This window comes from Marinomonas epiphytica, from assembly GCF_054780655.1.
In genome coordinates, this window is the sequence record NZ_BAAGVX010000010.1 from 1 (window position 1) to 26,201 (window position 26,201).

The window sequence follows — 26,201 nt, forward strand, 5'->3', positions numbered from 1 at the left end:
GATATTAGTTATTACTTGATGAGTTATTACAACCAAAAGCGGCCTCATCAAAAAAATAAGGGAATCAGCCCTCAAGCAGCTGAAGAAAAACTTAAAACTGTGTCCGGAATAAGTTGACCACTACAATAGCTCATCTCCATGAATAAGTTCCGTCAACTGGTTTAAACCGTGATCATTGGCAGGCGTATGGTGAAGATGTGCACCAACCCACGCTTTTCATCAACACCAATGTGAACTTTCATGCCAAAGAACCACTGCTTCCCCTTTTGGGTTTGGTACATTACGAGATCACGCGCATTGGATTTATTATGGTGGAACTTGCTGCCTCAATGATCGAGGCATCAACAATCACTCCTTTTTTTTAAAGCAGATACCAAAATTAGACAACCATTTGTTTACTTCTTTGAAGAGTTTATGTTTCTTAAACAGGTAACGAAAATTCATGGTGGTCGAGTGGTCTGGGATTGCACCTTATAAGGAAAACCCAACAAAAAGCCGCATAGAGTTTTTCTCGTACAATGCCTCTCCCTTAGCTGGGTCTCACATGTTGTACCAGTTCTGGATAGAATGAATGCATAGCATGGCAGCAAGAGGATATGGACGTCGACTGTTGTCAGTTTTTTGGGTAGAAGGGTTCAATTTGAGCTTGAAACTATTATCAAGGAATCAACTCATCCATTCGACGGAGGAAAAGCTCTTTGCGTGAGTTACGTCGTTACTGGTGAATTCGATGTCGGTGAAGGAAGGTTGATTCATAGTCGGCTGAAATAATGGTCAAATTAACTCAGCAAGATTATCTCATGTTGCTGACTTATTCGCATGCACCTTAACTGCTAGCTTTTAATGTCAAGAAGACCGGAAAAAGTTAACTGAATTGGCCTTCATTAACTAAACATACTGCCCTGCGGCGTAGCCACTACTCCATGCCCACTGAAAATTGTACCCCCCAAGCCAGCCTGTCACGTCAAGCACCTCACCAATGAAGTAAAGCCCTTTTTGCTTATCTGACTCAAAGGTTTTTGAAGAGACTTCTCTGGTGTTAACTCCGCCCAAGGTTACTTCTGCTGTGCGGTACCCTTCTGTGCCGTTGGGAGCCACATCAAAGTGACTAAGGTGCTGGTGCAAGCTTTCTATTTGTTCATTAGACACTTGCGCTGATCTTTGGTTAAGCCAGGTATACTCTTGAGAAATTTGTTCAATCAATCTTTTTGGTAGCCATTGAGTGAGCAATGTTTCAAAGTTTTTCTTGGGTTGAGTTTGGCGAATTGCAAGTAAATCTTGTACTGACAACTCTGGCAGTAGATCTATTTGTAGCTCATCACCTGGTTGCCAAAAGTTCGTAATTTGTAATATTGCAGGGCCGCTCACGCCACGGTGAGTAAATAGCATAGGCTCCTGAAAACTGCTGCCGTTTGCACTAGCACGAATATCACAAGCCACCCCAGACAAGGATGACAAATCTTTTTTACGTTCTGGCTGTACGGTGATTGGCACTAAACTGGCTCTTGTCGCTAATACCTCATGCCCAACTTGTTTAGCCAACTCATAGCCAAACCCACTGGCCCCCATAGTTGGAATAGACAAACCACCGGTGGCCACTACCAAAGATTCGCAGTAAATCAGCCCTTTATTAGTTAGAACCTCTATACCCTCATCAAGATAAGTAACTTTCTGCACACTCGTATTTAGCTGAACCTGAGCGCCAGACCATTCCACCTCGGTAAGCAGGATTGACAGTAAGTCTTTTGCAGAATGTTCACAAAAAAGCTGACCGGGTGTTTTTTCAACATAATCTAGACCATGACGATCAACAAGATCGACAAAATCTTGAGGCGTAAAACGACGTAAAGCGGAAATGCAGAAATGAGGGTTCTCAGATAAAAAGTGTTTAGGAGCCGCATCCATATTTGTAAAGTTACATCGTCCTCCACCTGACATTAGGATTTTTTTACCAGCTTTGTTGGCATGATCAATAACTGTAACCTGGCGCCCACGGTATGCGGCTGTGGCAGCACACATTAAGCCTGATGCTCCAGCTCCTATCACCAACACTTGAGTCTTGAGCATGACATTCCCCTTTAAAAATTATGCCATTATACCTTAGCAGCCATAAAAAAGTTCATTGAAATCGAATGCTTATGAGTCAGGTATGAAAAAAATAACACATCTTTTATTGTCCACAGAATCCGTTAAAAAGGCTGTGGGAATCATTAAAAACACCTTTATTTTCATTTGGTTACATAAAATCAAACATTTCTTCGATTTTTTTTACACATTCCTTATAAGCATTTACGGCCCCTAATTTGAGTTTTTTTTGAACAAATCACCTTTACAAATGTACTGACTGCATATACAGTACTGTATAAACATACAGTAAATTATAAATAAGGTGATTTGCATGAAACTTAACAATCCATTCCGTTCAGTCAAAAAATACGCTGTGCTTAGTTTGGCGGCTATAGCTCTCTATGCGCCAGTTAAAGATCTCATTGCAATGACAAACCAATATTTAGAAAAAGAAAGCGTGAAGATTGTTAGCACTTCTTTTGGAGGGGCAACCCCTTGGCAAAAAAACTCAGGCTACGGCCTTGTAAAAGTAGGACACAGCGCGCAATCGAGCTTAGTTAAACCACAAGTAATTTATACGAAGTTACGCTTCGAAAACCCAACAACTGAAACAAAACACTACCGCAAAATCTGGCTTAGTTTTGAACACAAAAATGGCAGCCAAGAATACACAACGGATTACACTCTTTACGACCCGCAAACCAATCAGCGTTTGATAGGCCAAAGTGTACAACTTGGAGCAAATAGCCACATTGAGGTTATAGCAGCTTATCGCTTCATTCCAAGTTACAAAGACACACCACCTGCTACCATGAGTATTTCATGGCAGGGCGAAGGCTTATTAAGAGAATCGGCTTGCCAATATGATTTGCAGCAATCAACGCACAACTATTTTAACTATGAGTGTTTGTAAACTTGATACAGGTCACGTTTGTTCTACATAGGCTGAAATGCACAAAACAATTTTTAATTGTGCAACAAAATGACATTGATAACGGTTTTCATTTCTAATAATATGATTTTACAAATCAAACCGGAGCATCAATGATGAAAAAAATTTTAACCCCTGTTGCCGTGTGTGTAGCAGGTGCATTACTAACTGCATGTGGAACACAAACATTTAAAGATTCATCAACCACGGTTACGTCTAGTGCTGTTGTTGAGCATTACGCAGATATTGCAGAAGCCGTCTACGGTGACTCGCTTACTACTGCACAAGATTTAAAAGTAGCGATTGATGCTTTTCTAGCTTCCCCTACTGAAGCGAACTTGCAATCTGCGAAAGACGCATGGATCGCAGCGCGTGTACCATACCAACAAAGTGAAGTTTACCGTTTTGGTAACGCAGCGGTAGATGACTGGGAAGGTAAAGTAAACGCTTGGCCTTTAGATGAAGGCTTGATCGATTATGTTGACAACACTTCATACGGTACTGAGTCAGACATTAACGGCCTTTACTCTGCTAACGTTATTGCTAACAAAACCATTACTGTTGGCGGCGAGACTGTTGACGCTTCAAACATCACACCAGCATTCATTGCCGATGTCCTACAAGAAGCCGACGGCGTAGAAGCAAACGTTGCAAGTGGCTACCACGCTATCGAATTTCTACTATGGGGCCAAGATCTACACGGCACTAACCCAGGTGCGGGTGAACGCCCTGCTTCTGATTACGACCTTGCGAATTGCACAAACGGCAATTGCGAACGCCGTCGTGAATACTTAACCGCCGTTACTGATTTGTTAATTTCTGACCTAGAAGAAATGGCAAACAGCTGGAAAGACAATGGTGCAGCCCGTGCAGAACTTATGGCTAAAGGTGAAGAAGGCGGTTTGTCTACTATCCTAACCGGTATGGGCAGCTTGGCATACGGTGAACTTGGTGGTGAGCGTACTAAACTTGGTTTAATGCTACATGATCCTGAAGAAGAGCACGATTGCTTCTCGGACAACACGCACTGGTCACACTACTACGATGCCAAAGGCATCAAGAACGCTTACCTTGGTGAATACCAACGTGTTGATGGTAGCTGGGTAAAAGGCGCGTCTCTTTCTGACCTAATGCAACAGCAAAACCCAGAGCTAGATGTAAAAATGCAAGCTCAACTTGAGCAAACTGAACTTGCTGCGCAAGCTATGGTAGATGCAGCCGAACAGGGCCAAACGTTTGATGTTCTCATCGCGATGAACAACACAGTTGGTAACCAGCTAGTACAAACTTTTGTTGACTCTTTAGTAGATGAAACTCGTGTAACTGAAGACATTATTCGCCAGTTAGATCTACAAGACATCACGCTAGAAGGTTCAGACAGCCTTGATAATCCGAGTGCTGTTTTTGAATAAGCTCTCATAAATAGCTTTGTAATGGCGCGTAAAGATTCGGTAAAGCTTGAATTTTTACGCGCCATTTTATTAAACGCTACTTTATTATAGGCATATTCAATGCACTCACCTATTGCACTTAGGATTGTATGAGTTTGAAACCTAATATGAACATACTTAAAAATGCTGGCCTCGTAGTCAGCTTTTTTTATTGCTCCAGCCTCTTAGCTACTAGCTATACACAACCTTTAACAGGCCTCAGTTCAGAAGAAAAGTTTGACTACCACCTAGGTGACAATGTTTTTAAAAAGTTTTGGATCCCTTCCCCTTCTTCTACAACGGCCAGTGATGGTCTAGGGCCACTATTTAATGCAAGGTCGTGCAATAACTGCCATTTAAACAATGGCCGAGGGCACGCTCCCGAAGAAGGCGTAAGTGGAAAAAACACCCCGTCATTTCTTGTTCGATTAGGCCCTAAAAATGCCGATGTATTTACCAACAGCGAGATCTTTAATAATACCGGCGACCCAACTTACGGCAAACAATTTCAAATCGACCATACAGCCGGTGTGCAATCAGAAGGCGATTACCAGTTAACTTATCAATACCATACAGAAACCTTAGCCGACGGTACTAAAGTGCGTTTAAAAAAACCGCTTTTGCGCTGGACCCAATTGCACTATGGCGACCTACATCATAATACGGGCATCTCAATGCGCGTATCTCCCCCCTTAGTTGGAATGGGACTACTAGACAACATTACGCCTGAAAGCTTAATCGCCTTAGCAGACCCAGAAGATTCCAATAACGACGGAATCAGTGGCCGAGTCAGTTATGTTATGCATGATGACACTAAAGTAGTTGGAAAATTTGGGTACAAAGCCACTATGCCCAGTGCCACGGCTCAAAACCAAAATGCTTTTAACACCGATTTAGGGCTTTCTACCCCTTTGTTTACGGATGCCACTGGCGATTGCACAACCCTGCAAGTAACTTGTAAACAAGCCCCTAATGGCAATAGCCAACATTTAGGAGACCTAGAAGCCGATGCGACACAAGTTAGGCTTGTTGATACCTTTGTAGCCCTTTCAGCTCCTCCTGCCATGCGTAACTTGCAAGAGCCTTGGTTCATTGAAGCAAGAGACATGTTTTATGATCTAGGTTGTGCTGCCTGTCACACACCTAAAATGCAAACGGGCACAAAGGCAAGCTTTCCTGCACTAAGCAACCGTACCTTTTACCCTTTCACCGACATGCTCTTACACGATATGGGCGTAGGGCTAGCAAGTGATTTTCCCGAAGGATCAGCCTCTCCCCAAGAGTGGCGTACAGCGCCTTTATGGGGAATAGGCTTATCTGAACACATTTCAAATCGCAGAGGTTTTTTACACGACGGCCGAGCCGAAACCGTGGAAGAAGCCATCCTCTGGCATGGTGGCGAGGCTTCTAAAAGCCAACAAGCTTATAAGCTGTTAGACAAGCGTCAGCGTACTATTTTAATCAAGTTTTTGGAGTCTTTATAAATGACACATCTATTTAAAACTCTCGCTCTTACCCTTGGCATGCAATTACCCGCCTTAGCCCAAGCTGTGGACTGGCAAGGTCCTTTAAACAGTGTAACAGAACATATTGTTAAACAAGGTTACCAAGACTACGCCCAGTCTGCGCAAGCATTAAAAAACAGTATTGATCAACTCTGTGCAGTGCCATCTACCAGTACTTTATCGCAAGCACAGAATGACTTTCGCCAAAACGCCTTAGACTGGCAACAGATTCAGTGGCTTAACTTCGGTCCAGTTACCTACTTTATGCGCTACTATGCCTTTGAATACTGGCCAGACAAAAAAGGGGTTACACAACGTCAACTAAGAAGCCTGTCGCAAACTCCAGAAAAAATGCAAGAGCCGAAGTTTTGGCATTCAGCCAGTATTGCAGTACGCGGTCTTACCGCCGTTGAGTCTTTATTGTTTCACCCTGACTTCACTCCGGCAGATAATACCGACCATTGCCATTTATTAACCGAAGTAGCAGAGCACCACAGAGAAACAACACAGGCAGTCGCACAAGAATGGCAAAACACCACACCAGAAAGTTGGGTATTTGCCGAAGAAGATAGCGACTTTAACCCAAGCCAAGCCGCCTTTGAGCAATACCTGCAACAATGGGTAGAGCACATGTCAGCAGTTAAAGACGCCAAATTAGAAACACCTATTGGCTATAACAGCCATGGTAATTTAAAACTGGCAGAATTTTATCGTAGCGGACTTTCATTAAAAGCCATTCAAGAAAACCTAAAAACCTATCGCGAGCTTTACCACAAAGGCCAACCGTCCTTATATGACATTGCTATGGAAGAGCAACCTGAGCTGGGTCAAGCCCTGGAAGGAAGCTTGAAAAACAGCGTAACCATCGCCTTGCAATTGCCCAAAGAGTATTTTCAACCCGGCATGAGCCAAGCAGAGCGCATTGAGTTAGCCAAACCACTTGTTAGCTCCATTTCTGAGAGCCAAAGAACATTGGTATCTTTAATGACTAGCCTCGGTTTCCAAATTGGCTTTAACAGCCGAGACGGAGACTAATTATGCTAACTAGACGCCAGTTTTTAGCATCATCCACTTTGGCGATCTCTACAAAGAGTTGGTCGCAAATTGTTCCAAGTTCGAATGCTTCTTTGCTATATGCCTCAGCTTATAGCAAAGAAGAAGCGCACTACTTTGGACTATTTAATGAAAGCGGCACCCTGCTTTGGTCTTCACGGCTAGATGAGCGCGCTCATGCTCCTGTGATCCACCCCACACAAGCCATTATGGGCATAGTGGCTCGCCGCCCTGGTTTCTATATGGACTTTTTTGACCTTGAAAGCCACACCAGGCTCAAACAAATACAGCCTCAAGCAGAACATCATTTTTATGGTCACGCTTTGTTCACGAAAGATGGCAAACAACTTATCAGCCAGGAAAATCATTACCCTACTGGACAAGGTAAAATTGTTATTAGAGATTGGCCTTCTGGGCGCATTAGCCATGAATACTCAAGTAATGGCATTGGTCCTCATGAATCAGTGTTATTTAATGATGATACATTAATCATTGCTAACGGCGGCCTTAAAACCCACCCAAACAATGATCGCAAAATCCTTAACCTTGATACAATGCAACCCAATTTAACCTACTTATCTCTTAACAACGGAAAAGTATTAAATACCGCCAAGAACCTGCCAGAACACTTTCAATTAAGCATTCGACATCTAGATGTAAACCAAGATGGATTAGTTGCTATCGGATTTCAACACCAAGGAGAACTGTGGGAACAAGTTCCACTGGCAGGCGTGTCGTCTATTCATAGCCAACAGATCACCCCATTACCCATGCCAGAAGCCGTTCGAGCCCGTTTCAAACAATATTGCGGTAGTGTGCGTTTTGATAAAAGCGGCAAGTTGTTAGCCATCAGCACCCCTAGAGGTGGCTTAGTTGCCTATTGGCACGTACCAACACAGACATTTCTGGGGGTAAATAACGTACGAGATGTTTGCGGTATTTGTGCGACAAATAACGCTCAGGAGTTTTTATTAACAAGTGGCAATGGGAAACAATTTATTACAAACCCAGCCATTAATCAGATCAACCTGATCAACAAACAACCACAAGTACACTGGGACAATCATATAGGGAATATTTTGAACAACAGTGTGTAAAAAAGTACATGTTTTTTGCGACAAAGATGGTCACTGTCGTATTTTTTATGTAGTCTAAACATTACATTTATAAAGAAGATCACTCTTATTACTACAATTAGGCACTACTATCTCTAGATGCTCATTAATTTACTAAAAAACTACTTTAATGTTCAGCAAAATTATAAGCATGGGCAAGACAATACTGCCTTTCGCCAAAGTGCTTTACGTGTCTTCTTAGCGCTCTCATTGGTTATTTTTCTGGGAGTTGAAGCGTTTTACTTAGCTGAATCATTGCAAAGCAACGAGTATATCTCATTAATAATAATGAGCTTAGCTGTGCTTTTTCTGTGCAAGCTTATTTACTTTAGTAATAAGTATGTCACCGCTGTGGCTTTTTGCTTCGTGGCTTTTTTAGCTTTTACAGGGTTTGTGTTACTCGCTGTTACAGAGAATTATTATGCGCAAAAATATGCCTTAATATCTCTTTACTCTATCCCTCTTGTTGTCAGATTGCTTTTTAGCTTTAAAGCATCCTTAATCGCTATTTGCCTTAATGTCATCCCTTTTTATGCCTTCTCCTTCAATGTGTTTAACAATGTTGAGCAGTCAGACACTTCTCTCTACTTTCAACTGCTCACTTTTTTCACCCTTAATATAGCTTTACCTGTTGCCGTATCTAGAATTATCAACACCTTAGAAGAAAACACTTCCCATATAAACTTACTCTACAAAAAGCTCAATAAAAACCACGCGCTTTATCAGGAGTTTTTTGAGCATACCGGTTCGCCATCCGTTCTTTGTAACCAGCAAGGTACTATTTTAAAAGCAAACCACTCTGCCCTAAGGCTGCTCACTAACAAAAAACGCAAAACCGTAGAAAACACCAAAATCCTTAACTGGTTGGTCCCAGTTAAGAGCGCTTCCGAAAAATACTTTTGGCAATCAAATGCAACTGAATGCACGTTAAAATCTGACCCAAATACACACATAGAGGTGCATAGAGCCACTCTGACGAAACATGGTTACTATGTACTTCATCTTCAGGTCGTTACTCACTTAAAACAAATGCAAGAAAAGTTGGAGCACCAACAACAAACCAGTACACGCCTTGCACACTTTGACACCTTAACCAAACTGCCTAATCATTACTTCTTTTGTCAAATGGTGAACAAAAAGCTCACTAACGATAACCATACCACTGGTGCTATGGTCATTATCCGTATCAGTCAATTCAAGCTATTTAATAAGCAATATGGCAAAGATAATGCGAATAAAATCATCTACTCGTTCGCTAAAAAGTTGCAAAAAAATCTAGACCAAGATGCCTGTATAGCACGGTTACGGGGGGTTAAGTTTGCCTGCTTTGTTCCTCTCAACCAAACTTACTTAATTCAGAAAAATTTTGCTGAATTCATAAATTCTATTTTACCCGCTCAGGTAAAAATCAATGGACACATTCTCAACATTAATTATAACGTTGGTATTTCTTACTATCGTAATAATGGTGAAACAGCAGAAGAGCTCGTTGAACAGTGTGAAATGGCTTTAGAGCATTCCACCAGCGCCGATAACTACTCCTTCTTTGACAAGGAAGTAGAGCAAAACCTCATTCTAGAACACCAGTTAGGCTTAAAACTCAGCAGCGCCATTAAACGCAATGAACTTTCTATTTGGTTACAGCCTCAAGTAAACAGGTACGGTGAGATAGGTTCATTTGAAGCACTTGCCCGTTGGCAACAAAAAGACGGCAGCTTTGTGTCACCTGTTGTCTTTATTAAAGTCGCGGAAGACTTAGGCCTACTACCATTACTGGCTGAAAGTATGATCAAACAATTGGTCGGGGTACTCTCTGAATGGCATAAAGAAGGCATTCGCACTCCAATTGCTTTCAATTTGGCGGGCCCAGAACTCATGAACGACATGTTCTTTGCCTTACTTATGTCGCTCATTTCTGACCACCCTTGGTTACATGAAATGTTAGAACTAGAGATCACTGAAACCAGCCCAGTAATGACCCACCCTCTTATTCACAAGCGTTTACGAGTTTTATCTCAATATGGCTTTTCTATTGCAATTGACGATTTTGGTACCGGCCAAGCCTCTTTAGGGCAGTTAGTGGATATTGCCGCTAACATCCTTAAAATAGACCGGCGCTTTGTTATGCCCCTACCAGAAGATAAACGTCACTTGGATATCGTAAAATCTACCCTTCAACTGGCGAAATCTCTTGATATGAAAGTGGTTGCAGAAGGCATAGAAACTCAAGCTCAAGCGGATCTTCTAATACGCCTCGGCTGCGATACTCTACAGGGATACTTTTTCTATAAACCCAGTCCTATCGAAAACTGGACTGAAGACAACAATCAAAAAGCCAAAGCGTTGCGCATGGTTTATTGATAGCGCAAGTTACCCTCCCCCTTGCGACTCTCTGCTACAACCTAATCTAACTCTCCAACAGCACATGAACCAGCTAGCGTGTCTGTCTCCCAGTCACGGGTTTATAGATTGATACTCTATATAACTAATCCACCTAACAAGACCAATAGCATCAGACTTTGTTATTACCTTACGTTAACTTTAAGCGCCCTAATACAATTCAGGAAACACCTTATTGAAGGCAAAAAAAAGCCCGCAAGGGGTGCGGGCTATTGAAGTCTGTTTTCCTATTAGAAGCTACTGTTAACCGCTAAAGAGAAAACATTTGCCGAAGTCTTGTAATCCGCATTTATATTACCGCGAGCCGTGTCTTCACTAAGTGATTGACGATTTACAGTCACATCGTCCACCATAACATGAGTGAATGCAAAGGTTGCAGATGTCATATCAGTAAGGTCGTAAGTCGCACCGAACGACAACCATTTACGATCACCGTCTGGAGTACGAGCAGAACGATATTCGTCTGTTACTGGAGACTTGTCCATGGCAACACCCGTACGAAGGGTTAACTTATCCGAGTGCTCATAAGTCAAACCAGCCGAGTAGAACCATTGATCAACAAAATTAAAGGTGAGTACTGAGTTTGATTGATTACTATCAAAATCAATATTCAACCCATCAAGAGAGCTCCAGCCTGTTTTCATGGCGGTTAAGCCAAGGGTGACTTTGTCGCTTAAGGCTTGATCCAAACTTAAGGTAAAGACATCAGGAAAAACCAAAGAATCCGAAATTGTAGTATTATCGAGAGTCGCTCTACTTAGCGCAGTCAATGTCGCATTTAGAGTGGCTACATCTGTGTATTTAACATCACCCTCAAAATCGAAATCCACTTCACTGCGGTAACCTACACCAATGCGAGTGCCCTTTTGTGGCTCAAACACCGCACCCAGGCTATATCCAACCGCATCCGCATCCGCCTCAATACGGCCAGTACCTTCACGGCCAGTAAAACCTACAGCTGAACCTAATACCACATCAGCTTGATGATATTGCACACTGGCACCCACAGAAATCTTGTCTGTGTGTCTATGAGCTAAGGTAAAGCTCAATACTTTATCTTCGATCGAGGTTTCAGTGGCATGGTAACGACCAGCCCATTCATCACCGTAATCCCCAGAAAGGCCAAATGGCACATTAAAAGAGAAACCAGCAACGGTTTTCTCATTAAGAGGTTTCGCAATGTAAATAGAAGGGATAACAGCACTGTCAACAGAGTCATTGGTTGTTGTGGTTCCTAATGAAGTGCCATTGGCATCAGAAGCCGAATTAACCGTGGTGTCCATGCTTGGCTGCACCGCAGCGGCAGAAGCATAAATCGTGGTCTCAGTGGCATTGGTAAAGAGTGCCGGGTTCCAATAGCTGAAGGAAATATCGGCATCAGAAGAAGCAGCGCCCGCCAAAGCTGAACCGGAGGCAGTAGCACTGTGATCATTTAAAGAAAAGCCAGCAGCAAAACCAGTAGTTGCAGCCGCTACAGAAACAGCCACTAAGCTTGCTTTAAATACAGCGTGGCGAGATCGCGTAGACATAGTCATATTTAGCTCCATTGTTATTTTTATTGGCAATATTACTTAGATATAAGTTCAATTATACGCATACCGTATAAACAACCATATCGTGATATTACCAATATGTATTTCCAGTTCAACAAAATATTTACAATTTTATCACTTTTTGCCTTTTCACATTAGGGTACATTCACCTTACATCAGAAAATATAGCTTGCATAACAATAATTTACGAGGCTAATACCGTCTAAATCAAAAGAAAATTAATCTTTGTAAAGATTTTGCTTTAGTCTGTAGCCAAAATCTTCTCGTTCCCCGCTCAATCTCAGAAAAATTCAGTGTTAGCCCTTTAAATTGGGTGGTACTAGCATCTGCTTTAAGCTGGCCCCATAAATTCTAAAAATTGGCACTAAAGAGTTTTCGGTCCTTAGCTTCATACTGTCATTGTCATCTATTTGACCTTATGAGGAAGCCAAGTGCCACTTGAAACCATATTGATATTAATTCCTGTTGTAGCCTTAGCTGGATTAGTCCGTGGCTTTACTGGCTTTGGCTTTGCGGCTATCGCTGTGGTTGGCATGAACTTATTTCTACTCCCTCAACAGAGTATCCCCGTCGTACTGGCACTAGACATTATTTGTAGCGCTCCTTTAATGAAACAAGCCATCCGCCAAGGTGACACTCACACCTTTAAGTTTTTAACTTTGGGGTCAATAGCGGGCATTCCAATGGGCCTAAGCTTGCTCTTTTTATTGCCAAGCACCAGTTTAAAACTGGTTATTTGTATCGCCATCTTAGTGTTTTCTGGGTTATTGATGTTCGACTTTAAAGTTCGCGGTACAGATAAAAGCATCGCAAAATTTGGTTTTGGCATGTTGGCTGGCACTGGCACTTCAGGTGCTTCTGTCGGTGGCCCTATGGTGGTGTGTTACATGTTATCCAGCTCTCTTCCTGCCATGACCCAAAGAGCCACCATGATTATGTTCTTTGTGGTGAGCGAATCATTGGCCTTAGCCGCTTTATTCTTTAGTGGTTTGGTTGGCGCTCAAACCCTCACTTTAACCGCAATCTTAGTTGTGCCGACTTTATTAGCGGTTAAAGGTGGACAGTGGCTGTTTAATAGAAAAGCGCCCAAATCACTAAAACATTTTGCTATTCCGATTTTGGCTATGGTGGCGCTACTTGGTATTAGCGCCTCCCTTGGAGAACTTTCAATCTAACGCCCTTATTTCAGCCGTACTTATTTACTTTAACTTGAAAGGATTAACTTGAATGAACAACTCATCTCACCCAGCGCTCTTAGGATCACTAAACTCCACCGCTCCTGCAGAAGAGATTGTTAACTTTAGTCCCGGACCTACTTCATTACCCAAAGAAGTTGAAGAAAAAATTGCCGCAGGCTTTCAACAGCCCGGTTTAACGTCTTTAGCTATGTCTCATAGAACACCTGAATTTCAAGCCATTCTTGATCATGCTGTTAGTACAGCAAGACGTGTCATGGAAATTCCCGATAATTACGAAGTGCTATTCACTCATGCAGGGGGCCATGGCCAGTTTGCTGCTGTACCTTTAAATTTGTGTAAAAACCTTGAGGATATTGCTACTTATGCGGTCAATGGCACTTGGTCAGAACGCGCCCAAGAAGAAGGTAGTAAATATTGCCAAGCGCAATCCATTAACGGTAAAGACCCTAAAAGCGGACTTTATACTCATTTCCCAGAATTAACTGAAGACCTAATCCATCCAGACAGCCAATTTTTGTACCTTTGTTCAAATGAAACAGTTAATGGTATTGAGCTTCATCGCTTACCTCGCTTACCAGAATCTCGTCGTCATATTCCACTTATTGTGGACGCCAGTTCAGACTTCACCAGTAAACCGATTGACTGGATTGAAGCCGGTGTTGGTGTTTTGTTTGCTTGTGCATCAAAGAACATTGGCCACCCAGGGCTAACCATGACCATAGTGCGTAAAGACCTGCTTGGTGATAATAAAGCCTCTCACCTTTGTCCTGGTGTTTTCAATTACACAACCAATAGTAAAGCTGGAAACCTATGGAACACACCCGCCACTTTCAACATTGAAGTGGTGGGTCATTTAATGGATTGGTTAGAAGCACAAGGTGGTGTTCATGAAAATGAGCGCCGTTCAATTGCCAAAGCAGAATTACTGTATCAAGCAATCGATCAGTCCAATGGTTTTTACAGCACACCTGTTGCCAATAAAAATATCAGAAGTCGAATGAATATCCCATTCAACATTAAAAACGGTGATAAAGATCTCACTGATAAATTTTTAATAGAAAGTTGGAACTTAGGTTTAATCGGATTAAGAACTTTAACACCATTTGGTGTTGGGGATTATTTAAGAGCCAGCATTTATAACGGAATTGATTTAAAACAAACAGAAAGACTATATAAATTTATGATTCACTTCATGAAAGAAAATATTTAAATAAAAACTCAAAAAACATAATAAAAAAGACCCTTATAAATAAATATTTATGAGGGCTTTGTCATGCCCGCACCATAATCAACACACAACTCTTCACTAAAACGTCACAATACAGAGCAAAAAATAGCTAAAACATGCCAGAAAACACCTTAAAAGCCACAAAAACACCATAACAGTGCAAAGACAATAAAAACTCACCCCACTGGTGCATAAAACCAAGCCCCCGCAATACCACTTAATAAAATCCAACCATTAAACTCATAAAAACCAAACAACAAAACAATAAAAACCACTCAAACCCCTTATAAAAACAACCAAAAAGCCACAATTAAAATAAAAAATAGAAACGAGACCTGGATAATAAAAAATTGGCATAGGACATGCATTAAAAAATAAAGAAACTTAATTTAATAAACCTGAGGAAATAGAGATGCGAAAAAACACATTAGTAAAAACTCTTTCAATTACAGCAGGTCTCATTTTAGCTGCTAACAGTTATGCAGAAACATGGAAGATGGCCGTTGGCGATGGCGGCGGCAGTGCTCAGGAAGCATTAGGACTTAAGTTCACAGAACTATTAGAAGCTAAAACAGAGGGTAAGTTCAGCGCTGACCTTTTTGTTAATGGTCAGCTAGGTTCTGAGCAAGCAACTGTTAATGACATTGCTTTGGGTACTCTTGATCTATCAATTGTCGCGAGCAACAACCTTGCTCCTTTCACGCCTTCTGTGGGTATTTTGTCACTTCCTTATATCTTCGAAAATATCGACCAAGCAGAAGCGATCATCAATAGTGATGTGGCTAAGCGTTTAGAGCAAGATTCCCTAAACCAAGCGAATGCAAGGATTCTTGGTTGGAGCTACTCTGGCTTCCGTAACATTACCAACTCTAAGCAAGCGATTAAAACAATCGACGATTTACAGGGTCTTTTCATTCGCGTACCTAAAAGCGACTTGATCATAAAGACGTTCCAATCATTTGGCATAAACCCAACACCAGTTGCTTGGTCTGAAACCTTCACGGCTTTGCAGCAACAAGTAGTAGATGGACAAGAAACGCCTTACGCTGCTATCTACTCCATGAAATTTGGTGAAATTCAAAAATACCTAACGGAAACTCACTACATCTTCGCCCTAGAGCCGTTAATCATGTCTGAGTCTTTATTCCAAGACCAATCTGCTGATGTTCAAGCAGCCATTATTGAAGCGGGTAAAGAAGCAACAGAATACAGCTTAGGCTGGATCAAAGAGAAAGAGGCCGGTATCAAGAAAGATTTAGTTGCCGAGTACGGCATGCAAATCGACAAACTTGAAGACGAAGAAAAATGGGTAAAAGCCGCACAAGACGGAGTATGGCCTGAATTCTACGAGCAAGTTGGTGGTAAAGATAAGATCAACGAACTATTGCGTACCATTGGTCGTGATGAAATCTAAATAAGAAACTCACTGGGCTTACCTGCAAGCCCAGTTTTTCTTACTGCGTAATACCCTGTTCTCTACAAAGGAAACAACAAAAACGCCATGAATTTATTTTTAAAGATACTGAATAATTTAGAAAGCTATCTTTGTAGGGCTTTACTTTTAGTGTTTGTTACCCTGCTCTTTGCCCAGATCATTTCACGGGAAGTTTTCGGCTACTCCATTACTTGGAGTGAAGAGCTGTCTGTTTATATGTTTGTCTGGTTTGTTTTTCTTGGCTCAAGCTACGCCGCTAAACTTGCCGCACATAACCGCGTTACCTTCCAATATAAGTGGCTACCTAAAAAGGTACAAACGGCTTGTGAACTGCTTTCTGATCTCTCTTGGGTAGGCTTTAACAGTTATTTCATTTACATCAGTTATGACTTTGTATTTAACCGCATGAACCTGTTTTGGAAGTCCCAAACACTTGGTATTCCAATGAAATACATTTATCTCATTCTTCCTATCGCTTTTACTCTGATGACAATACGAATCTTACAAGTGAACTACCTAAAATTTATTAAAGGGGTGGACATAGTTGACCCTGAATCCAAAGAAGTGAACGAACTCATGGAACAAGATCTTCAAAGCGACAATGCCGATACAAGGGAGAACAAAGCATGAGTGAATCTTCCATCGTATTAACCCTATTCGGATCCTTTTTATTACTTTTGGTCCTTGGCGCACCGGTCATGGCCTCTTTGGGTGTCGCTGCGCTTGCCTCCTTTCTATATCTGGGCGACAATCCAATCAAGCTAGTACAAATTGCTTTTAACTCTGTTGGCTCATTTCCTCTTATGGCCTTACCAGCCTTCATATTGGCTGGAGCTTTAATGGAAGCGGCAGGCATTTCCAAACGTTTAGTCGCCTTAGCAGAGAGTTTTGCAGGGCCGGTAACAGGAGGTATGTCGGCAGCGGCTATTTTGGCGTGTATGTTTTTTGGTGCTATTTCTGGCTCTGGTCCAGCCACCACGGCAGCGGTTGGCATGTTGATGATTCCAGCAATGGCTCGTCGCGGCTACGACAAGGGGTATGCCTCAGCAGTTACCGCGTCTTCGGGTGGGTTAGGTATCGTTATACCACCGTCGATCCCTATGGTCATTTTTGGTATTTCTGCCTTAGGGATGACAGTGCCTTTAGAAGCCATTGCTAAGCATGGTCAATTCCAAAGCATTTCAATCCCGAAACTCTTTATCGCAGGCTTCTTACCTGGCGTGGTCATGGCAATCAGCCTAATGACTCTTAACTACATTCAATGTCGTCGATTTGGCTATAAAGGCACAGGGGAAGGCTGGTCTACCACGAAAATTCGCCAAGCTTTTCGCAGTGGTATATGGTCAATTTTAGCGCCATTAGTGATTCTTGGAGGCATTTACTCAGGTTTGTTCACACCCACTGAATCCGCTATTGTGGCTATTTTTTACACTCTGTTCGTGGGTATTTTTATTCATAAAGAGCTCAAGTGGAAACACCTTAGCCACTGCCTTGAAACCACCACATGGATTTCTGGCCGCGTGTTGCTCATTCTGTTTACCGCTACTGCATTTGGCCGTATTTTAGTGGAGAATCAAATTCCAGCCATTATCGCTGACTCAATGTTGGGTGTAACAGACAATCTATATGTCATTTGGCTCTTGTTAATTGGTTTCTTACTTTTTGTAGGCATGTTCATGGAAACACTTGCCGCCATCATGATACTCACGCCAGTGCTTTTACCTGTTACCTATACACTGGGTATCGATCCTGTGCACTTCGGTATTGTTATGGTGTGTAGTCTATCGATCGGCTTCTCAACCCCTCCATTAGGCGAAAACTTATTCGTTGCATCCGGTATTTCTAAAACACCATTAGAAGAAGTGACAGCGAAAGCTCTACCCTTTGCATTGGTTTCGACTATCGCAGTAATCCTAGTCGCTTACGTGCCAGCCATTTCGCTAACACTGCCCAAGTTGCTGGGTTACTAAACCTTTTTAGTTCCTACTTATTAGTTACTACTTAGTCCTCCATTTAACCGTTAGGTGTTTTTCATCTAACGGTTTTTTTCAGCCTCTTTTTGTTGTTTTAGCAACTCTTCTTTTCAATTTATATTTTTGTGATATTATAAAAACATAAATTGATAGAGAGGCTATTATGGACGCCATGCAAAACAAAGCGGCTCAAGCAGCAAGTTATCTTAAAGGTATCGCTAGCCCCCATCGCTTGCTGATTCTATGCGAATTAGCTCAAGGGGAAAAAAGTGTTAGTGATCTAATAGAATCGACTGGTTTAGCTCAGTCATCCATGTCTCAGCATTTAAATAAGTTGAAAGCAGAAAACATTGTCAGCTTTAGAAGAGACCACCGCACTCTTTATTACAGCATCTGTAATGAAACGACGCTGCAAATAATGAATATTCTGTATCAAGAATTCTGCCAGGAGGAGACCAAGCCATGACCCAAACGATTCAACCTAAAGAAGCCTATGCTCTGATCCAGCAAGGTAAAGCGATTCTGGTAGACGTTCGTGAAGCACATGAATATCAAGAAGAACGCATTGCCAATGCTCTGTCACTACCACTGAGTAGTATCGAAAGCCAATACCCAAATTTGCATGTCCCCGCAGACACTATTGTGATCATTCAATGCCTAAGAGGAAGCCGTGGCGAACAAGCCGTGAAGAAAATTGCTCATCTGGTAAAAGAGACCAATCAACTTACAAATCTCTCTGGGGGAATAAATGGTTGGAAGGATGCAGGGCTTAACACGATTACAGAAAATACCAGTAACAATACGACCACTCTATCCATTAATAGACAAGTTCAAATTGCTGTTGGTCTGCTCATTTTGCTTTTTACCTTACTAGGTTTTTATGGCTTTACCTTCGGCTTTGTTTTCGCTGGTCTATTTGGCGCCGGTTTGTGTTTTGCAGGCTTATCAGGCTGGTGCGGTATGGGCTTACTTTTAATGAAAATGCCTTGGAATAAAACCTAGGTCTTTATCGCTACAGCCGCCCTTCACTACTTTTCAAAATGCGCAATGCGCTTAAAAAGCTTGACACCAAGTTGTTCTATATATAAAACGTTCATTATATAGAACAACTTGGTAAGCGCATGAAACCCGATTTCTCTTCTTTAGGTAAAAACATACAGGCAATTCGAGCCTCGAAAGGTCTGTCACTTTCGCAACTGGCTCTGTCTGCCAATATTGCTAAATCCAATCTATCCCGTATTGAACAAGGGGCAGGTAACCCAACCATAGACACCATTTGGCGATTAGCCGTACAGCTGGACACACCGTTTGGCGACCTGGTTAGTAACATTGAAGCGCCAATTGGCGAAGATGGCGTACAAGTAAAACTGATTGATAGAGGCATCGATAACCCCCGTGTCGATGTGTATTGGATGTCTTGTGCTCCCCACACCACAAAAATATCAGAACCCCATATTAAGGGCACAAGTGAGTCTATTACACTTATTAGTGGAACATTATGGGCAGGTGAAGAGCAGCAGTTAAAACGCACTGAAGCGGGAGAAAGCCACCATTTTCAGGCTGATACTCCACATTGCTATCAGACTCAGGAAGACATGGCGACCTTAATCATGTTTGTTAAGTACCCGAAACAAAAAAAGGAAACAGCCAGTGAAGGCCAATAGCTCAAACACCACCAAAGCACCATTATTACAAGGTATTATCGATGCCATTCCACTACTGGGTGGCTATATTCCCGTTGCTATTTCATTTGGCTTAATTTCTACACAAGCAGGATTTAGCCTACTAGAAGTTATTTTAATATCCACCTTTGTTTATGCGGGAGCTTCGCAGTTTTTATTCGTTGCAATGGTCGCTGGGGGCGCACCTTTATGGCTTGTTATCTTAGTAACCTTACTCATTAATGCTCGTCACATGGTATACGGGCCTAATATTGCGCCGTACTTATCTAACCATAAAGCATGGCCTTGGCTCATGCACGGACTCACCGACCAAGTGTTTGCGCTGGCCCATCACCGTTTGCCAAGTGTTCTTGCCGAGCAACGCATGTCTTGGTACATAGGAGCGGCAGGGTTAGCCTGGTTCAGCTGGATCATCGGCAGCGGCCTTGGAGCTGTGGTTGGTGAAGAACTCACCTCGCGCTGGCCCATTATGGCCGAAGTAATGCATTTTGCTTTACCCGCCCTATTTTTGGTTTTAGTGCTCCCTAAATGCCAAGACCTAAAATGGACAAGTACCATTGGGACCAGCGTTGTTATCGCCCTGTTAGTTAAAGTTATGGGACAAGGTAACTGGGCTATTCCTCTTGCTGCTATCAGCGGCGCCTGCTGTTATTACGCCCTTAGCCGTTCCTTACCCCCTGAGGAAAATAAAGCATGACTACAGAAATATGGTTAAGTGTTGTTATTATCTCAATTGGCACATTGGCAGTGCGTTTAGTGCCCTTTGTTTGGATGCGCAACAAGCTTCAAAAAGCCAGTGACCAAAATAGTGTGGCAGATACTCCCGTGTGGTTAACCATTATGGGGCCCACCATGATAGCCGCCATGTTCGGCACCTCCGTTGTGCCAGGCACCCCAAGTTTACTTACTTGGCTGTCTAGTATCATTGGTCTACTCATTACTTGGTTAGTATGGCGCCGCACTCAGTCTCTGGGCTGGCCTATTTGCTGGGGAGTAAGCGCCTACGGAGTCGCAGAACTTTTGTTGCTTCAATTTGGCATATAAATTTTCAGATGGCTCCCCCCATAAGTTGGGAGCCATCTGTTTATTACACCTTACGAGTCTCTTTATCTTAGCTTAGCCTTGCACTAACACGGCCTGTAAAGCACTGATAACCTGCTCAATGTCTTCATGTGAAGCGTAATGAGTAAAAGACAATCGCACGACTCCCGTTTCAGGGTTTACTCCCATGGCTTTCAGCAATCGAACTGAGTAAAAGTTACCCGCACCACAAATAATTCCATGCTCTGTGAGCCTTTGTACAAAATCTTGAGGCGTCATACTCTGATGCACAAAAGACACTGTTGCAGCCCGCCGGCTCGCCTGGGCTGGCCCCAGCAAGGTTAATTCTGATTGGCATGTGATAAAATCTAATAGACGAGCTAGCAAAGGCTGTTCAGCCTCATGTAAAAGGCCACGTACTTTCTCGGCTCGCTCAGCCGGTGCAAGAGTTTCACTAAAGTGATGCTGGTATAAGTCATCAAGGTAATCGATCACACCAACTGCCGCCGCAACCTGAGCGTGATCAGGTCCAGCTGGCACAAACCATTTCTGGCGCAAATGCTCATTAAAATAATGGCCTTGATTGCCAAGCCATTGGGCCACTTCGTTTTGCACTGTCATGACCCCAAGATGAGGGCCATAGGTTTTGTATAAAGAGAACAGGTATACGTCTGCTCCGAGTCCTGTAATATCAGGTAGACCATGTGCCGCATAGGACACGCCATCGACCACACTAACAACCCCAGCTGCTTTAGCGATGGCACAAATTTCTTTAACAGGATTCACCTCCGCAACAATGTTTGAGCAATGCGTAAAAGCAATCAATTTAGTGCGATGGGTAATCAGTTCAGGCAATTTGTTAATATTTAAAGAGCCATTTTCATCTACAGACCATTCAACTAATTTAATCCCAAAACGGCTTAATGATCGCCATACGCCAATATTGGCTTCATGGTCTTGGTTAGTCACAATAATTTCATCACCTGGGGCTAATTTTTTGGCGACTGCATTTGCTAGCACATATAGGTTTTGTGACGTAGAAGGCCCTAAATACACAGATTCATTGGGTATATTTAAATAATCCGCTATACGCTCATGGGCATGATCCATGAGCTCCCCTGCTTTTAATGCCGCTGGGTGAAGATGATAAGGCTGGACTTTATTTTGATGATAATAACGATTTAATGTATCTAAGACTTGCCGGCACACATAAGACCCTCCCGCACATTCAAAAGGCGCCTGTCCAGCTAACGAGGGCTCTGAAAACGCTGGGAACTGAGATTTTACATACTGACTATCTAATGAAATCATGGTTTATTTCTCCGCTTACTATTAACCTCACTATAATCAAGAAGTCACGAAAGGTGCTTGCATATTCCCGTCAAAATTTTATGATCACACAAGTTTTCATCAAAAATTATGATTTTTATGCAAGAAATTTCTCTCGATCGAACTGATTACCGAATTATCAAAGTACTGGAGCAACAGGGACGCATTAGTAACACCTTACTCGCTGAACAAGTTAACTTGTCTCAATCACAGTGCTTACGACGCCTAAGGCAGCTTGAAGATACTGGTGTCATTACCAGCTATAAGGCCGTTATGAATTATGAAAAGCTTGGCTTTACTGTCCTCGCATGGACTCTTGTGACTGTAAATAAAGACACCGCAAATGCCAGACAAAAGGTGAGCGATTTTTTACAAAACTTGCCTGCAGCAGTCAAGGTACATGGTGTCACTGGAGACGTTGATCTTATGGTTGAAGTCGTGTGTAGAAGTATGCAGGAATTTTCTCAGATCATTGTGCAACAGCTCTATTCTCACCCTGATGTGGTCAGTACCAAGTCTTATCTTAAGCTAGACACGTTAAAAGAATCGGGAAGCCCTATCTCAGAGTAAAAGTACTATTATCAACAAATAGTATAAACTCAATATGTAACCACCCTATTTTTATATTTTTATAAAAATATAAAATGGTCTCCATTGAAGAGTCGTCTGATCTATACAGGCGCGTAGAATTGGAGACCAAAATGAACCTAAAAGCATCCGTCAATTATCACATTGTTAGCCCTCTAGCCCAAGCTTTTCACTTTGACGTTGATGGCATATTAGGCCAGCTCATTTCACCAGAACTCGTTACAACCGATATTGATGTGGAAGACATCCGTGACGCAAAACAACAGCCAAACTTTGTATTAGATGGCATTTTGTTTACCGAACACACGACCAAAGTGTCAAACTTTTCTGACCAAGCTGACTGGCAAGCAACTTACGAAGCCGAAATACAACAGCTTTTACATGACACTGTCGGCGCAAAAGAAGTGATTGTATTTGACCATACGGTAAGAAAGGACCTAAAAGACGCCGAGCGTAAGCCCGCTCGCAATGTTCACAACGATTACAGCGAGAAAGGCGCCAAAGAGAGATTACAAGACCTTGTTGGTACAGAAAAGGCTAGGCAAATCGAAGCTGGACACTACGGCTTTGTGAATCTTTGGCGTCCAATTGAAAACCCTGTATTCGAGTCACCATTGGGCTTTATAAAGCCTGCTTCTATGCAAAGCCAAGATTGGATGAACATAGAATTAGTCTACCCTGACCGTAAGGGGCAAATTTTAGGTGTAGCAAATAATCCATCTCATGAATGGTTTTATCGCTCCCACATGACACCCGACGAGATCATCGTTTTTAACGTGTTCGATAACCAAGGTAGACCGCATTTGGCTCATAGCGCTCTAGACATTACTGATCAAGATGCCTCTGCCCCTCCAAGACAAAGTATTGAAAGTCGCATGTTAGTGATTTATTGAGCAAAAAAAGCCCTTCTCTATGAGAAGGGCAAACTATGAAAGCCACTCACGCTCTCTTTGCACACTTAAGGTTTTTTGCTTTTCAAAATAGCGACATTCTCATCGGAAATATAAGCCACATCATGGCCTTTAAGAATGAAGAACAATTTAGCCGTTTCTTCTAGCTCTTCTGCATTGTCCACTGCATCTAGTAAATTTTTACCTGAGACAATAGGGCCATGATTCGCCAGCAAAAAAGCACTGTTATTTTTGGCAAGCTCCCCCACATCTACTGCAATTTGTTTATCTCCAGGATTGTAATAAGGTATAAGCGGGAGCTGCCCTACTCGCATCACATAATAGGGCGTGAAAGCTCGAATCACATTACTTTTATCCAGCCCTTCTAAACAAGAAAGCGCGGTTAAATAGGTAGAATGCAGGTGCACAACAGCATTACATTCTGGCCTATTACGGTATAGTTCTAAATGAAACGCCACTTCTTTAGACGGCTTATCACCTGCAATATGCTCACCGTCCATTGACACTAGAGACAAGCGTTCTGGGTCCAAACGACCAAATGATGACCCAGTGGGAGTCGCTAACAACCGATCACCAGACACTTTTACTGATAAATTACCCGCTCCACCGGTCGCATAACCACGATCAAACATGGATTTAGCGAGGCTAACCAACTGATCTCTTTGTTCTTGTTCTGTCATAATACTCTACTCACCTTGCAGTAATAATTTGAGCTTTTCTACAGCACTGTGCGGTGCAATACCCCCTCAGCCAGAAAAAGTAAGAATGGTGCTATTAGCATCACGACATGCACCGTTCAAATTGATTTAATACCTTAACGTATAAGTTATTAGATTAATTGTCAATGCTATTAAAGCTGACACCCCTACCTACATAACCAAGTGTAATTAATGCATAACAATAACTCGCTCCATTTGCTGGAAGACACATAGATATTCCCGTTCTTTCATGGTAAATTCGCCCTGCTATGGTGCATCTAGATGTATGAGTCGCCAACCAGCCTCACCCAATCGCTGATATATGGCTCATATTTACTGACATATTTGCCCTAGCTACCCAACAAAAACAATTAAAATGGCTTACCAAGCCAATAAGTCGAGGACTTACTATGCAAGCATTCATTGATTTCTTAAACGGAGTCATTTGGAGCCCTGCCTTAATTTATCTATGTTTAGGTGCAGGTCTGTTCTACTCTATTCTTACCCGTTTCGCCCAAGTGCGTCATTTCAAAGAGATGTTCTCTTTACTTTTCAACACCAACCAAACTGGCAAAGGCATCTCTTCTTTCCAAGCGTTGGCAGTTTCTCTCTCTGGCCGTGTCGGTACTGGTAACATTGCTGGTGTTGCCGCTGCAATCGGTTTTGGTGGCCCTGGTGCTGTGTTCTGGATGTGGGTCGTCGCCTTTCTAGGTGCAAGCACTGCTTACGCAGAATCTACTTTAGGTCAGATCTACAAAGAAACAGATAAAGACCAATACCGTGGTGGCCCGGCTTATTATTTTGAGCGTTGCTTAGGTTGGAAATGGTTAGGAATTTTGTTTGCTCTAGCTTCCATTCTTGCATGTGGCATCTTCTTACCTGGTATTCAAGCTAACTCTGTGGGTAACGCTGTTGCTCAAGTCTTTGGTCAAGGCGACATTGTATCCAGCTCATTTGGTGAAGTCGGCACCACTAAATTGGTCGCACTTGCTGTGATTCTTGTCGTACTGTCGTTCATTATTTTTGGCGGTATTAAGCGTATTGCCAACTTCACGCAAATCGTTGTGCCTTTCATGGCCCTTGGCTACATTGTTATGGCATTGATCATTGTGTTCTTAAACATTGACAAGGTGCCAGGCATTTTCGGTTTGATCTTCTCTGATGCCTTCACAGCGCAAGCTGGTTTTGGTGCTGCTATTGGCTGGGGGGTAAAACGTGGTGTTTACTCTAACGAAGCCGGTCAAGGTACAGGACCACATGCAGCCGCAGCGGCAGAAGTTCAACACCCAGCGCAGCAGGGCTTAGTACAAGCGTTTTCTGTTTACATTGATACCTTGTTTATTTGTACTGCAACGGCTTTGATGATTTTGATCACCCAGCAGTACAATGTTCAAGGTACGCTGGCGGATGGACAATTTATTGTCCAAAACGTTGAAGCTTCTACCATTATTGCCTCACCTGCTTTCACGCAATTAGCGTTAGCAAGTGTGTTTGGTAACTTTGGTTCTATCTTTGTTGGTATCGCTTTATTCTTCTTCGCCTTTACGACGATTCTGGCGTACTACTACATTGCTGAAACTAACGTGGCTTACCTACGCAGAGCTTTGAACCTAAACATTTCTTTAACCATTGTTAAATTAATGATCATGTTCATGGTGGCTTACGGTACGGTCAATACCGCAGGTTACATCTGGAACCTAGGTGATGTAGGCGTAGGCTTAATGGCATGGTTAAACATTGTGGGTATTTTGCTAATTTTCTTCATGGCAAAACCTACAATGAAAGCTCTGAAAGACTACGAAGAACAAAAAGCCTCTGGCGTGTCTGAGTACACTTTTAACCCGAAAGCATTAGGCATTAAAGGTGCTGAATTCTGGGAAAAACGTTACGAAGAACAGCAAGCTAATAAAGCTGATAAGTAATTAGGCTTATCCTACAAGCCCAGTTTCTGGGCTTGTAGATTTACTTCAATAGTCACCCTCACAGGTTCGCACTACCACGGTGCAAAGCTTCATTTTACTTTTCTTCATCGCCCTTTACTTGCCCACTCTCATGTTGTGCTT

Annotated in this window: 23 protein-coding genes; 19 read left to right on the forward strand and 4 right to left on the reverse strand. The window is 42.4% G+C overall.

Going from position 1 to position 26,201, the window contains the following annotated elements; genetic code table 11:
- Positions 1-888: 888 nt before the first annotated feature.
- Complete coding sequence (locus ACYVGZ_RS03605; protein WP_460751346.1) at positions 889-2,067, reverse strand: BaiN/RdsA family NAD(P)/FAD-dependent oxidoreductase; 1,179 nt, start codon at positions 2,065-2,067, stop codon at positions 889-891.
- 331 nt (positions 2,068-2,398) lie between these two features.
- Between ACYVGZ_RS03605 and ACYVGZ_RS03610 the strand changes: the two genes are divergently transcribed.
- From ACYVGZ_RS03610 to ACYVGZ_RS03635, 6 genes are all read left to right on the forward strand, one after another.
- Entirely contained in the window at positions 2,399-2,980 is a 582-nt protein-coding gene (locus tag ACYVGZ_RS03610) for a hypothetical protein (RefSeq protein WP_460751348.1), read from the forward strand.
- 134 nt (positions 2,981-3,114) lie between these two features.
- On the forward strand, positions 3,115-4,410 hold the full coding sequence (locus ACYVGZ_RS03615) for an imelysin family protein (RefSeq protein ID WP_460751541.1): 1,296 nt from the start codon (positions 3,115-3,117) through the stop codon (positions 4,408-4,410).
- Between the two features lie 146 nt (positions 4,411-4,556).
- On the forward strand, positions 4,557-5,912 hold the full coding sequence (locus ACYVGZ_RS03620) for a di-heme oxidoreductase family protein (RefSeq protein ID WP_460751351.1): 1,356 nt from the start codon (positions 4,557-4,559) through the stop codon (positions 5,910-5,912).
- A complete protein-coding gene (locus ACYVGZ_RS03625) occupies positions 5,913-6,968 on the forward strand; it encodes an imelysin family protein (RefSeq protein ID WP_460751354.1) in 1,056 nt (351 codons plus the stop codon).
- A gap of 2 nt (positions 6,969-6,970) precedes the next feature.
- Positions 6,971-8,083, forward strand: a complete 1,113-nt coding sequence (locus tag ACYVGZ_RS03630; protein ID WP_460751356.1) for a DUF1513 domain-containing protein — start codon at positions 6,971-6,973, stop codon at positions 8,081-8,083.
- Positions 8,084-8,200: 117 nt separating this feature from the next.
- Entirely contained in the window at positions 8,201-10,462 is a 2,262-nt protein-coding gene (locus tag ACYVGZ_RS03635) for a putative bifunctional diguanylate cyclase/phosphodiesterase (RefSeq protein WP_460751359.1), read from the forward strand.
- Positions 10,463-10,731: 269 nt separating this feature from the next.
- Here the strand turns inward: ACYVGZ_RS03635 and ACYVGZ_RS03640 are convergent, their stop codons facing one another.
- A complete protein-coding gene (locus tag ACYVGZ_RS03640) occupies positions 10,732-12,036 on the reverse strand; it encodes an OmpP1/FadL family transporter (protein WP_460751362.1) in 1,305 nt (434 codons plus the stop codon).
- A 449-nt stretch (positions 12,037-12,485) separates the two neighbouring features.
- Here ACYVGZ_RS03640 and ACYVGZ_RS03645 point away from each other — a divergent pair, with 449 nt between their 5' ends.
- The 10 genes from ACYVGZ_RS03645 to ACYVGZ_RS03690 all read left to right on the forward strand — a co-directional run bounded on the left by ACYVGZ_RS03645 (position 12,486) and on the right by ACYVGZ_RS03690 (position 20,615).
- Complete coding sequence (locus tag ACYVGZ_RS03645) at positions 12,486-13,229, forward strand: sulfite exporter TauE/SafE family protein (protein ID WP_460751364.1); 744 nt, start codon at positions 12,486-12,488, stop codon at positions 13,227-13,229.
- A gap of 52 nt (positions 13,230-13,281) precedes the next feature.
- Complete coding sequence (gene serC / locus ACYVGZ_RS03650) at positions 13,282-14,463, forward strand: 3-phosphoserine/phosphohydroxythreonine transaminase (protein ID WP_460751367.1); 1,182 nt, start codon at positions 13,282-13,284, stop codon at positions 14,461-14,463.
- A 430-nt stretch (positions 14,464-14,893) separates the two neighbouring features.
- Positions 14,894-15,895, forward strand: a complete 1,002-nt coding sequence (locus ACYVGZ_RS03655) for a TRAP transporter substrate-binding protein (protein WP_460751369.1) — start codon at positions 14,894-14,896, stop codon at positions 15,893-15,895.
- A gap of 87 nt (positions 15,896-15,982) precedes the next feature.
- On the forward strand, positions 15,983-16,546 hold the full coding sequence (locus ACYVGZ_RS03660; protein ID WP_460751372.1) for a TRAP transporter small permease: 564 nt from the start codon (positions 15,983-15,985) through the stop codon (positions 16,544-16,546).
- A complete protein-coding gene (locus ACYVGZ_RS03665) occupies positions 16,543-17,886 on the forward strand; it encodes a TRAP transporter large permease (RefSeq protein WP_460751374.1) in 1,344 nt (447 codons plus the stop codon). Before ACYVGZ_RS03660 ends, ACYVGZ_RS03665 begins: the two co-directional genes overlap by 4 nt.
- Before the next feature lie 166 nt (positions 17,887-18,052).
- Positions 18,053-18,355: an ArsR/SmtB family transcription factor gene (locus tag ACYVGZ_RS03670; protein WP_460751377.1), complete on the forward strand. Its 303-nt coding sequence runs from the start codon at positions 18,053-18,055 to the stop codon at positions 18,353-18,355.
- On the forward strand, positions 18,352-18,891 hold the full coding sequence (locus ACYVGZ_RS03675) for a rhodanese-like domain-containing protein (RefSeq protein ID WP_460751380.1): 540 nt from the start codon (positions 18,352-18,354) through the stop codon (positions 18,889-18,891). The genes ACYVGZ_RS03670 and ACYVGZ_RS03675 overlap by 4 nt, the downstream gene beginning before the upstream one ends.
- Positions 18,892-19,010: 119 nt before the next feature.
- Entirely contained in the window at positions 19,011-19,553 is a 543-nt protein-coding gene (locus tag ACYVGZ_RS03680; protein ID WP_460751382.1) for a helix-turn-helix domain-containing protein, read from the forward strand.
- Positions 19,540-20,268 carry an AzlC family ABC transporter permease gene (locus ACYVGZ_RS03685; RefSeq protein WP_460751385.1) on the forward strand — a complete coding sequence of 243 codons (729 nt, stop codon included), beginning with the start codon at positions 19,540-19,542 and terminating at the stop codon, positions 20,266-20,268. Before ACYVGZ_RS03680 ends, ACYVGZ_RS03685 begins: the two co-directional genes overlap by 14 nt.
- The gene (locus tag ACYVGZ_RS03690) at positions 20,265-20,615 is read left to right on the forward strand and encodes an AzlD domain-containing protein (RefSeq protein WP_460751388.1); all 351 of its coding nucleotides are present in this window, start codon (positions 20,265-20,267) and stop codon (positions 20,613-20,615) included. The genes ACYVGZ_RS03685 and ACYVGZ_RS03690 overlap by 4 nt, the downstream gene beginning before the upstream one ends.
- 72 nt (positions 20,616-20,687) lie before the next feature.
- Here ACYVGZ_RS03690 and ACYVGZ_RS03695 read toward each other — a convergent pair whose 3' ends face one another.
- A complete protein-coding gene (locus tag ACYVGZ_RS03695; RefSeq protein WP_460751390.1) occupies positions 20,688-21,923 on the reverse strand; it encodes an aminotransferase class V-fold PLP-dependent enzyme in 1,236 nt (411 codons plus the stop codon).
- 117 nt (positions 21,924-22,040) lie between these two features.
- Here ACYVGZ_RS03695 and ACYVGZ_RS03700 point away from each other — a divergent pair, with 117 nt between their 5' ends.
- Both ACYVGZ_RS03700 and ACYVGZ_RS03705 read left to right on the forward strand, forming a co-directional pair.
- On the forward strand, positions 22,041-22,511 hold the full coding sequence (locus ACYVGZ_RS03700) for an Lrp/AsnC family transcriptional regulator (protein WP_460751393.1): 471 nt from the start codon (positions 22,041-22,043) through the stop codon (positions 22,509-22,511).
- Positions 22,512-22,642: 131 nt separating this feature from the next.
- Entirely contained in the window at positions 22,643-23,422 is a 780-nt protein-coding gene (locus ACYVGZ_RS03705) for a CmcJ/NvfI family oxidoreductase (RefSeq protein ID WP_460751396.1), read from the forward strand.
- 65 nt (positions 23,423-23,487) lie between these two features.
- Here the strand turns inward: ACYVGZ_RS03705 and otnC are convergent, their stop codons facing one another.
- Positions 23,488-24,120, reverse strand: a complete 633-nt coding sequence (gene otnC, locus ACYVGZ_RS03710; RefSeq protein WP_460751399.1) for a 3-oxo-tetronate 4-phosphate decarboxylase — start codon at positions 24,118-24,120, stop codon at positions 23,488-23,490.
- A gap of 428 nt (positions 24,121-24,548) precedes the next feature.
- Between otnC and ACYVGZ_RS03715 the strand changes: the two genes are divergently transcribed.
- Positions 24,549-26,060 (forward strand): alanine/glycine:cation symporter family protein, encoded by a 1,512-nt coding sequence (locus ACYVGZ_RS03715; protein ID WP_460751402.1) that lies wholly within the window; start codon positions 24,549-24,551, stop codon positions 26,058-26,060.
- Positions 26,061-26,201 lie beyond the last annotated feature (141 nt).